Source organism: Nostoc sp. FACHB-888 (assembly GCF_014696655.1).
Lineage (GTDB): Bacteria > Cyanobacteriota > Cyanobacteriia > Cyanobacteriales > Nostocaceae > Nostoc.
On record NZ_JACJQM010000013.1, the window covers coordinates 14559 to 26012 of the forward strand.

9 protein-coding genes are annotated in these 11454 nt (G+C 40.5%); 2 read left to right on the forward strand and 7 right to left on the reverse strand.

Going from position 1 to position 11454, the window contains the following annotated elements; translation table 11 throughout:
* Window positions 1-11: 11 nt before the first annotated feature.
* The 3 genes from H6G26_RS10605 to H6G26_RS10615 form a co-directional block, all read right to left on the reverse strand.
* On the reverse strand, window positions 12-725 hold the full coding sequence (locus tag H6G26_RS10605; RefSeq protein ID WP_190729212.1) for a carbonic anhydrase: 714 nt from the start codon (window positions 723-725) through the stop codon (window positions 12-14).
* A 65-nt stretch (window positions 726-790) separates the two neighbouring features.
* Window positions 791-2650, reverse strand: a complete 1860-nt coding sequence (locus H6G26_RS10610; protein ID WP_190729213.1) for an NAD(P)H-quinone oxidoreductase subunit F — start codon at window positions 2648-2650, stop codon at window positions 791-793.
* A gap of 347 nt (window positions 2651-2997) precedes the next feature.
* Window positions 2998-3183, reverse strand: a complete 186-nt coding sequence (locus H6G26_RS10615) for a hypothetical protein (protein ID WP_190729214.1) — start codon at window positions 3181-3183, stop codon at window positions 2998-3000.
* 540 nt (window positions 3184-3723) lie between these two features.
* Here H6G26_RS10615 and H6G26_RS10620 point away from each other — a divergent pair.
* Window positions 3724-5235 (forward strand): hypothetical protein, encoded by a 1512-nt coding sequence (locus H6G26_RS10620; protein WP_190729215.1) that lies wholly within the window; start codon window positions 3724-3726, stop codon window positions 5233-5235.
* A 162-nt stretch (window positions 5236-5397) separates the two neighbouring features.
* On the opposite strand, the gene H6G26_RS10625 is transcribed toward H6G26_RS10620, so the two are convergent.
* The 4 genes from H6G26_RS10625 to H6G26_RS10640 form a co-directional block, all read right to left on the reverse strand.
* The gene (locus H6G26_RS10625; protein WP_190729216.1) at window positions 5398-6498 is read right to left on the reverse strand and encodes an ABC transporter ATP-binding protein; all 1101 of its coding nucleotides are present in this window, start codon (window positions 6496-6498) and stop codon (window positions 5398-5400) included.
* 4 nt (window positions 6499-6502) lie between these two features.
* Window positions 6503-7366, reverse strand: coding sequence for a carbohydrate ABC transporter permease (locus H6G26_RS10630; protein WP_190729217.1), 864 nt, complete (start codon window positions 7364-7366; stop codon window positions 6503-6505).
* A 2-nt stretch (window positions 7367-7368) separates the two neighbouring features.
* A complete protein-coding gene (locus tag H6G26_RS10635) occupies window positions 7369-8280 on the reverse strand; it encodes a sugar ABC transporter permease (protein ID WP_190729218.1) in 912 nt (303 codons plus the stop codon).
* 77 nt (window positions 8281-8357) lie between these two features.
* The gene (locus H6G26_RS10640; RefSeq protein WP_190729219.1) at window positions 8358-9680 is read right to left on the reverse strand and encodes an ABC transporter substrate-binding protein; all 1323 of its coding nucleotides are present in this window, start codon (window positions 9678-9680) and stop codon (window positions 8358-8360) included.
* A gap of 384 nt (window positions 9681-10064) precedes the next feature.
* Here H6G26_RS10640 and H6G26_RS10645 point away from each other — a divergent pair, with 384 nt between their 5' ends.
* Complete coding sequence (locus H6G26_RS10645; protein ID WP_190729220.1) at window positions 10065-11399, forward strand: NAD(P)/FAD-dependent oxidoreductase; 1335 nt, start codon at window positions 10065-10067, stop codon at window positions 11397-11399.
* Window positions 11400-11454 lie beyond the last annotated feature (55 nt).

Below are 11454 nucleotides of genomic sequence, written 5' to 3' on the forward strand. Positions count from 1 at the left end.
ATCTACAACATCTAACTAACTAGACTGATTCTGCCAGTATCTAAATCGTAATAGCCACCGACTATTTTCAGTTTTTCTGCCTTGATTAACTCAGATAAAACTGATGATGATTTCAACTTTTCAACTTGCGCCAAAATATTTGCTTTACAGACGTTTTCTAACTTATCTCCTGATTGCTCTTTTGAGCTTTCTACACTTGGTTTAATTGCTTGAAGCAAACTTCCAATTTGCCCTGGCACTTGAGCGTCTTTGATTGCGGCATCTACCGCACCACATCGTTCATGCCCCATTACCATAATGACTTTAGCACCTAATACTAAACTGCCAAATTCTAAGCTACCAATTTGCTGTGTTGTGGCAATATTACCAGCTATGCGACAGACAAATAAATCTCCAAGTCCTTGGTCAAAAACAATTTCTGAAGGCACTCGTGAATCTGCACAACCTAAAATAGAAGCAAAAGGCTTTTGACTTTTGGCAACTTCGGCTAAACGTGAAAGTGTTTGGTTAGGATTACGCCGTTTTGCTTTGACAAACCTTTCATTCCCATCCAATAACTCTTGTAATGCCTTATCGGGCGTAATATCTTCTTTTGCTGGTGTTTTTTCGGCTGCAAGCAAGTTTGATCCAAGTCCGGCTGTCAATACACCTGTACCGATCGCACCTGCACCAAACTTGAATAAAGTTCTTCTAGAAAGATTAATTTTGGAACGTTGTATGCTCATGGAACTATCCTCACAATATTAAACTGTTTGTAATAAAACGGCATTGAATACCTAAATCTAGTGATTTAGGAAATCAAATTTAAAAACTGCACTTCCCAAAATGACCAAGTTACCCACATTCCTAAAATGCTCACTCCTAAAAGAACGGTTAAGGCATAAAACTGGGTTTGTCCAGAGGTGCTGTATTTAAGACCTTCGCCGCCTAATAGCGAAAATAAACCAACAAAATTAACGATGCCATCGACTACAAACCGATCAATCATATCGGCAAATTGGGAAATTTTGGCAACTCCAAAAATAATGGTCATTTTATAGAGTTTAGGGGTGTAAAAGTCGTATGCGAACAAGTTCTGTAAACCTTGCCAAGGGAGGCGAATCGGTTTAGGAATATTGCCTAAATAAACCACAGCAGTAATGCTGCAACTGGAAATACTCGACCAAATTAAAAGTAGTGCGACATCTTTATTGAGAGTTGTCCAATCGGGTAAAAGCGATAAACTTTGCAACACTAAAGGAAGATGTAGACTGAAGCCAAGTAAAATCACCATTGGCAGAATCATGGGCCAGTGAGCTTCAGGCGATCGCTGACTCATTTGTGTAGCTTTACCGCCAAAGATTAAAGCGAATTCTCTGGTTAAGCTCACGGCTGTCAAAGCGTTTACCGTTATCACTACTCCCACTAACCAAGGTTGTGTTTCCCACAACCCATCTGCTAGTTTCACCAAGGCCCAAAAACTACCCAGTGGTGGAAAAGCGATTAATCCTAAAGTCCCGACGATAAAGGCTATTGCTGAAATTGGGCGGCGTGTCCACAATCCGCCTAATTGAGTTACATCTTGGGTAATGCTATTCCAAATAATTCCCCCAGTACTCATCATCAATAGGGCTGCGGATATGGCATGGGTGAGTACTAACAACAGCGCCGTTTCGTATTGTTGCACTCCCACAGCGATGAATACTAAACCCATGTAGGCACTGACAGAATAGGATTGACAGCGCTTAAGATCAATTTGAGCGATCGCAATTAAAGAAGCACCCACCGCCGTCACTACCCCAATGGCTACCATAGCCGAGGAAACTATGGGTGACAGACTTAACACAGGTTGCAGTTTAATTAGCACCCATGCACCACTAGCAACTACTACCGAGTTCCGCAAAATCGTACTAGGAACCGGGCCTTCCATTGCTTCATCCAACCACAAATGCAGGGGGAACTGGGCACATTTACCCATTGGCCCTGCAATTAAGGCTAAACCTACCAATGTCATTGTTGTTGGGTTGACGTTAGCAGTAGCTGCCCACTTAGCTAGTTCTGGATAACTCCAAGTTCCGGCTAGGGGCCATAATGCCAACACGCCCATTAATAAGAATAAGTCTCCTACCCGCTTAGTTAAGAAAGCATCTCTCGCACCTGAGACTACTAACGGCTGGCTAAACCATAAGCCAACTAGTAGGTAGGTTCCCAGCGTTAGGACTTCCAAAATTACATAGCTGAAGAACAAGCTATTACACAGAACCAGGGCGCATAGTCCCGCTTCAAATAATCCTAATAAAGAATAGAAGCGTCCCCAACCCCAATCCATTTCCATGTAACCGATCGCATAAATCTGCGCCAGCAAATTCAAGCCAGTAATTACAACCAAAGCGCCGACGCTAACTGAGGATATTTCTAAAGCAATGGTGAGGTCTAAACCAGCTGTAGATAACCAAGGAATAAATACTTCTTCGGCTGGATGATTCCAAGTTGCTTGTAAGGCGATCGCACTATGCAAGAACGCCAAAAACGTCATCACTAAGTTTATATAACCCGCCGGTCTTGGCCCCGTTTTCCGAATGATCCCCGGCGACCAAGGTACGGCTAACAAGCCACCTATTAAGGCATAGCACGGAACTAGCCAAACAGTCTCAAGTAGAAACTGAGCCATCAACTTACCTCTATATTGTCATGAAAAATTTGGGGTTTTGAATCAACTTGCGTTGATCCCAGTTAGCCAAGCAATGTAGATAAGATAAATTTATCTTTATTTAATCTTATTAAAAATAGCTTACCGTCATATCTGACCAAATGGAATTACTTGAGAAAAATAAATCTGAGATATCTACTCTAAATAAAACTTATATAACACACTATTGAAGCAATAAATAATAACTATTGTTTTTTATCTATGGATTAACCATTGGCTTAATCAAGAGTTATTATGAGTTTTTACTTATTGACATTAACGACAAGAGACGCAATCGATTGCGCCTCTACAAGCCAGCTAAATGTAATTTACACTTCGGTAATTTTGTCAATCTGCGAAAAAACGGAAATAATTGCAGGTGCTTGGTGAAATTGGCTGATGGGGGCGGGTTTCATGTCTCGGTAGTCCAGCAGTTGGACTAAGATGAGGTAAGCGATCGCTAAAATGATCGAAATCACGCCTGTAATAATGGCAACTAATTTTGAACGATCCATCTGTATTTCCTTTAATGCAAGTTATTGTGCTGTGTCTATATCCACATTAATACTTGAGACACACTTACTGATATACGCGCAGTTGATCAAAGCAACCGTTTAGAGCTTCTGTGAGTGCTTGTATTTAAGTCATCTCGGTAAATATATTCGACTTATTTATCTTTATATAGTTTAGTTTTTTCGTGCCTACCTATTTATTGAAGCAATATATGAATATGCAGTTTTGCTTAGACTGCCAATATTTGCAAAGTTTAAAAACTATAGCAAAGTTAAGATTATAGTTAACTACTAAGAGGCTTATAACTATTTACCATTACAGTTTCTTTACGGTTTCTAAACATTATCAGTAACGAATAAGCTACATAATTATTCTTGTAGCAGTCCTAAATGATTGGTAAATTTATTTCCTTCTTCTCTTAGCACTCTTCTCTAACGAGACGCTGCGTGTCTACGATAATTTTTATAATTCAAATAGGATTGTTATATCTGGTTAGTAGATGAACTACTGCGGAATAATCATTTAAATCCAATTAAACTTTCATGATTACTATTACTAAATTAAATAAAATTGACTTTCTAGTTTTGATTTTTATTATTTTAATTGGTTTTGTACATTTACCTTTCCCGTTTGACGGAGATCAAGCATTTTTTAGGCTAGGTGCTTTGGAGATGCAACAAGGAAAGGTACTCTATCGTGATTTTTGGGATATTAAGCAACCGGGGATTTTCTGCTTTTATTTTTTGGCAGGAACTTTGTTTGGTTTTAATGAGATTGGCATCCATGCCTTTGAACTGATTTACATGGTATTTTTTTCGATAATATTGCTGCTGACTCTAAAAAGCTATTTTCGGCATCAGATAATCGCAAGTTTAGTACCTTTGTTAACTGTTGGCGTTTATTATGTTGTTTCAGGCGCTTGGCACCTTACTCAAGTTGAAGCGCTGGTTGGCTTTCCTTTATTCCTTTGTCTTTGGCTAACTTTTCAATCTTTTAAAAACGAAGGGAAGCAAAGATTTATCCTGCTTTTACTATCAGGCTTTATTGGTGGAATTGTCCTGCTATTTAAATTAATATTTCTACTGATATTGCTTTCGTTTTGGCTAACTATATTAATGTATTCTGTATTAATAAAACGGCAGAGTATTCAAAAAATCCTTATTGAAATTTGTTTGCCAATTTTTATCGGAGTTATTTTTCCTCTTTTAATCGTTGCCAGCTACTTTGTTTGGTTTAATAGTTTTTCAATATTATATCAGACATTTTTTATATATCCACCTCTGATTATTGCTAATTCTGCATTAGATCAAAATGACTTTATTTCGGGAATAAAATGGTTTTTACAAAATTTTTATTCCTTAGTCTTAATAGCTATTATTGCAGTAGATGCTTCATTGCGTAAGTCTAAGAATATATTGACTTTGTTACTTGTCGTTTGGTGTGTTTTTGCTTTGAGTGTTATTGCTCTACAATATAAAGCATTATGGGAATACCATTTTTTACTATTGTTTGTACCCATAGGTATTTTAGCAACTAAAGGATTAGATGTATTATGGGACTATTTAAAAGAATTGAGTTCCCCAATTCCAACAATTTTGCTCATATTTTTATTGTTCTTACCTTTATCATCCACCCTAACCAAAAAGAGTGCCACTCTAGTTAATAATAACTTTGCTTTAACTGAAGATACACGATTAAAATATCAGACTGTCTTTAGAAAAAAATATCCATCACTTCATTCAGAAGGTAACTTTATCTCTCAAGCAGGAACCCTTGCTGGTGAGATTTACGTAGCTGGTGATCCATCTATTTACTACTTTTCTGGTCGGACTCAAGCAACAATACTACGTGGTTGGGCACTTGAATATTTTCTGCCTGAGCAATGGTCAAGCCTTATAGAACAGTTAGATTCATCAAAGCCTCCTTATATCTTTATTGATTATGAACCCCAAGCTATAATCAAAGAATATTTCCCCAAAATGCTTGAATTTGTTGAGCAAAGATACCAAGTTTTACGTCAAAGTAATAACGGTATTTGGTATATCATTAAATGACATTTATTCCCTTTCCTGCCTCAAAATGAGCGAACCGATAGGAATTAGTTGCCTTTGGTATATCGCAACTAAGGCTTACTGAAGCGATCGCGATAAGGCAGGTATGATTACTAGTACAGCATGGCGTAAATAAGCAGACCATTGAAAAGCCCTCCGCCGCTACTAGCTTCTGACACTTGACATTTGTCTTCTCACAAGAGTATGTCCAGATTGAACATCAAACCAGTGAATATCTTCAGGGGGCAATGTCAGTGTGATATTTTCAGTACTCCAATTTTGGTCTGTTGGCAACAAAACACGTACTATAATGGCTCCAGTTTGTGAACCCTCAACCTTGACACTGACTAAATAGTGCATACCTAAGTTTTCTACTAAATATACTTGCCCTTGGATAGTTTGGGTATCACCTGGTTGGGCAATGCGAACGTTTTCTGGGCGGATACCTAGCACAATCTGGGGTGGTACAGTTGGTATATCTGGCAGAGGTACTTGAAAGTTCCCTAGTATTGCATAGCGTTCCTTACAAGGGAGAGTAAGCAAATTCATCTGAGGACTACCAACAAATCCAGCCACAAATAAATTAGCTGGATGGTTATAAATCAGTTCGGGTGGGTCAAGTTGCTGAACATAGCCATCGTTAAGCAAAGCTACTTTTGTAGAGAGTGTCATTGCTTCAGTTTGGTCATGGGTAACATAGACCACAGGAACTTTTTGGACTGCAAAAATTTGTTTGAGGTCAGCTCGAACTCGTTCTCGTAACAGCGCATCCAAATTACTTAACGGTTCATCTAGCAGATACACATCGGCATTACGCACCAAAGCACGACCAACTGCAACCCGCTGTCTTTGACCTCCAGACATTTGGCCAGGCTTGCGGTTCATTAACTCTGCTAATCCTAAAATTTCTGCGACTTCTGCCACTCGCTGTTTAATTTCTGTAGGTGGTACTTTTTTCAGCTTGAGTCCAGAAGCAAGGTTGTCGTACACTGTCATGTGCGGATACAGGGCATAACTTTGAAATACCATTGCGATGTTGCGATCGCCTGCTGACTTATAAGTGACATCCACCTCGTTAATCTTAATCTGACCGCGAGTAGGTTCTTCAAGACCTGCAATCATGCGTAGAACAGTGGATTTGCCACAGCCAGAAGGGCCAAGTAAAGTGAGAAACTCATTGTTATCTACTGTTAAGCTAACGTCTTTGACCGGGACGACTTTGGAAGTATAAGTTTTATTCAAATTTTTGAGTTCGAGTTTAGCCATTTTTTTATCCTTTAACAGCACCAGCAGTCAGACCTTGGACAATCCGGCGCTGGAAAAACAAAACCATTAAAACCAGGGGTAACGTCCCTACAACAGTAGCAGCAGCGATCGCACCGTAGGGAATTTCAAATACTGTCGCACCACCCAACTGAGCAGCAGCAACGGGAATCGTCTTCATCTCTTCACGAGTCATAAACGTTAGAGCGAAGATAAACTCATTCCAGGCAAAAATAAAGGTGAGTATTCCAGTAGTCACTAAGGCGGGAAGGGTCATAGGCAACACGATTTGCCACAGTAGTTGAAAGGTGTTGTAACCATCGACCCTAGCAGAATCTTCTAAATCTTTAGGTAATTGTTGGAAAAAGCTTCTGAGTACTAGAATTGTCAGGGGTAAATTGATGGCAGTATATGGTATAATGAGCGCTAAATAATTGTTGCCTAATCTAAGGGCTTGGATAATTTCTAACAGTCCCAGAAACAACAAAATTCCAGGAAATAAAGTCACCATCAGAACGCTAGCGAGGATAGCTCGTTCACCCCAAGGGCGTAACCGTGCCAGCGCATAAGCAGCAGGTGCGCCGATCGCTAAAGCTAAAGCTGTAGAAGTAATCGACACAAAGGCGCTGTTGAAGATGTAGCGCCAAAATGGACGACGAGTGAATAACTCAATGTAATGACTAAAAGTGAATCGCGTGGGGAAATAAACAGTGGGAACGGCAGCAATATCTTCGTTAACTTTAAACGAGGTCAGCAATTGCCATAAGGCTGGCGCTAGGCTGAATAACATTACGAATGTAACTGCTATTAACAGCAAGATTTTTTTCAGAGAAAATCTGGTTTTTGCTATCGGTTGTGGAGTTGAACTCATGGTTAAATAACTCCTGATGTTTTAGCACGGGATTTATTAAGCAAGAAACTAGCGATCGCCACCGCAGCAATTAATATTAAAAATGTCACTACTACTAGGGCTGCGCCATAACCAAAATCTAAGTAGCGCATCACCGTGGAATAGATGTATAGCGACACAACTTCAGTTGCCCCACCAGGGCCACCCCCGGTCATCACAGCAATCAAGTCGAAAATCCCGAAAGCTTGAGCAAATCGAAATAGGACTGCAATTAAGATTTGTGGCAGCAGCAATGGCAGAGTAATATTGCGGAAGCTTTGCCAAGGATTTGCCCCATCCACAGAGTAGGCTTCGTAGAGGTCTGCTGATATCGATTGCAAGCCAGCCAACAGCAAAATACTGATAAAAGGTGTAGTTTTCCAAACATCAGCAAAGATTGCCGCACCCATCGCCAGAGTTGGATCTCCTAACCAGTTAATCCCAGTTGTAATTAGCCCTAACCGCCGCAGAATATCGTTTACAACTCCAAATTGGTCGTTGAAAATCCAAGCCCATGCCAGACCAATCAGAGCGGTAGGCAAAGCCCAAGGTAGAATGGCTATTGTCCGCACTATGCCCCTTCCAATAAACGCCTGATTGAGAACTAGAGCAATCAAGAGTCCTAGCAGTAATTCTGAAAGCACGGATGCTGTTGTGAACACGGCCGTCGCCGAGAAACTCTGCCAGAAACGACCATCCCCTGCCATCCGCACATAATTTTCTAAACCAGAGAATACGGGTTGTAGTTCCGTTCCCAAATTCCTAGTAAATACACTTAACCAGAATGCTCGTAAAATCGGATAGGCAAATACAAACAACAACAGCAATAATGCTGGTGTTAGTAAAATCCAGGCAGTCCGTTGTTCCCGGCTTCGGAGTGTATGCATATTAGTCATTAGTCATTAGTCATTAGTCATTAGTCATTAGTCATTTGTCATTAATCAATAATTCTTCCTCTGCTCCCCCTGCTCCCTCATCTCCCCCTGCCCCCTGCCCCCAACAGTCGGCGTGTTTCATTAGCAGCAGCTTGCATTGCTCTTTCTGGATTTATCCGACCGGATAGCGCAGCACTGAGATAACGCTGTAAAATATCTGATGTTTGGGCATATTGCCCGACTGGCGAACGTAAAACTGCATTGTCCACAACCTCCAGCAATTGCGGATAGTAGGGATATTTAGCAACAATCTCTGGGTCTGTAAATAAATCCCGGCGGCTTGGCACATAGCCTGCACTCAGAATGAATCGCCGTTGTGCCTCCCGGCTGGTAAAGTACTGAATTGCTTTCCAAGCTTCTTCAGGATGTTTAGAAGATTTAGAAATCCCTATACCCCAACCTCCTAAACAAGCTGCACCAGTTTTACCAGGAGCATGAACCATCGGTTTAATTGCAATTTTGCCTTTGATTGGCGAATTCTTTTCTTGGGCTAAAGGCCATGCATAAGGCCAGCTACGTAAAAAGGCTACTTGACCACTTTGAAATAAGCGCCGGGTGTCTTCTTCCTGATAGGTTGTTACCCCAGGAGGAGAAACGCCTTGGCTGACGGTACTACGCAAAAACTCAATTGCTTGTAATGTTTCTGGGCTATCCAGCCCAACCTCCAACGTTTCGGGATTAACCCAGAAGCCACCAAAGCCATTAAGGACTTCCACAAACATTGCCACGAGTCCCTCATATTGCCGCCCCTGCCAAACATAGCCCCAATTCACCTCGTCTTTCTTCTGCAAGACTTGGGAAATTCGCATCAAATCTTCAAAGGTTTCTGGCGGTTTTAATCCTGCTTCTTTGATTAAATCTTCCCGGTAGTAAAGCATTCCCACGTCGGAACGTACGGGAATGCGGTACAACTTGTTTTGGTAACGTCCGCCTTCTACATCCTTGGGTGAAAATGCTGCCAACTCCTGCTTAGAAATGCGATCGTCTAGGGGTAGCAACCATCCAGCAGCAGCAAACTTGGGCGTCCAGATAACGTCCATATTCACCAAGTCATAAGGAGATTCACCTAAGATAAAAGATGAGGTATACAGGTCTTCGAGCAAATTTGTGGCATTCGGCCCCTCAACTAAATTAATGCGAATGCCTGGGTTTTCAGCCTCAAAGTCTCTAATCAAACCCTGCTTCCAAGGTTGGGCATCAGGGGCAGTAATCAACATATTGAGGGTAACTGGTCGCTGCGAGAGTGCTACCCAATTGAACAATATGATCCCTAACAGAATTGTCAGAAAAATCCCTATATGCAAAAAACTTTGTTTTTGGATGAATTTTTGCAGCTTTTTTATTGGATTTTGATACAACATTATCAATGTAGCGATCGCTAATGGTAATAATTATATAGTTATTTATGAAGACAATTGCGTTTACTGTCTGTCTGTGATGTGTAACTATACTTACTACTGATTGTTTCCGATTTCTTCCTAGTTTATACTCTCTTGGTATTAACAAAGAAAGATAAGGCAATAGTTTATGCTTCTATACTGAAAATTTTACAGATTGTAATAAATCGATTAGGATTTTTATAGGCTTTGTTGATGAAGCAAAAAAGACAGATAATCACTCATTACTAACTTTGACTACTTTCATTATTTTTTCAATTGTTCTAAATAAACAGCAACACACATCATAATGCTGTTACATCTTTGTTAAGAATAGTTACAACTTCTTAACACAAGGAAATATTGATTATGGCAGTCTCACTGGAGAATAATGCACCACATCAGGTTGTTATTGTTGGCGGTGGTTTTGGTGGATTGTATGCAGCAAAGGCTTTGAATGCAGCGAATGTAAATGTTACTCTCATTGATAAACGTAACTTTCACCTATTTCAGCCGCTTTTATATCAAGTTGCCACAGGTACGCTATCACCTTCTGATATTTCTGCACCATTGCGCTCTGTATTTAGGAAAAGCAAGAATACAAAAGTGTTGTTGGGAGAAGTAAGTGATATTGATCCAAAAGCCCAACAAGTTATTTTGGGTGATGAAGTAGTACCTTATGATACATTAATTATCGCCACAGGTGCGAACCATTCCTATTTTGGTAAAGATAGCTGGGAAAAAGTTGCTCCTGGCTTGAAAACTGTAGAAGATGCCATAGAAATGCGTCGCCGGATATTTGGTGCATTTGAAGCAGCAGAAAAAGAAACTGATCCTGAAAAACGCCGGGCTTGGTTGAGTTTTGTGATTGTGGGGGGTGGCCCAACTGGTGTAGAATTAGCAGGTGCGATCGCAGAATTGGCATACAAAACTCTTAAAGAAGATTTCCGCAGCATCGACACCTCAGAAACGAAAATTTTACTATTACAAGGGGGCCCTCGCATCCTCCCACACATGGTGCCAGAATTATCCGCATCAGCAGCAGTATCTTTGCAAAAGTTGGGTGTAGAACTCCACACTCACACCAGGGTGACAAATATTGAAGGTGGTATCGTTACTTTCAAGCAAGACAATGAATTTACAGAAATTGCCTCAAACACTATATTGTGGGCAGCAGGTGTTCAAGGTTCCCCAATGGGGAAAGTCTTAGCAGAAACTACAGGTGTAGAGCGCGATTACTCTGGGCGTGTAATTGTAGAACCTGACTTGTCTATCGAGGGTTATGACAACATTTTCGTAATTGGAGATTTAGCCAACTTCTCCCATCAAGATGCTAAACCTTTACCTGGTGTTGCACCCGTAGCTAAACAACAAGGAGAGTATGTAGGTAAACTAATTCGACGACGGCTTCAAGGTAAGACTTTGCCACAATTTCATTACAACGATGTGGGTAGTTTGGCGATGATTGGGCAAAATTTAGCTGTTGTAGATTTAAGCTTAATCAAACTCACAGGTTTCATTGCTTGGGCATTTTGGCTATTAGTTCACATCTACTTCTTAATCGAGTTTGACACTAAATTACTAGTAGTATTTCAGTGGGCGTGGAATTATATTACTCGTAATCGTCGCTCTAGATTGATTACAGGCCGAGAAACTTTTGTAGAAACAGTAGAAACAAAAGAGGTTCCAGTTACTAGTACCTAACAGAATATAAATCTAATCTAGTGCTGGTTGATTGAATGAATGCTTGAGTATCCAA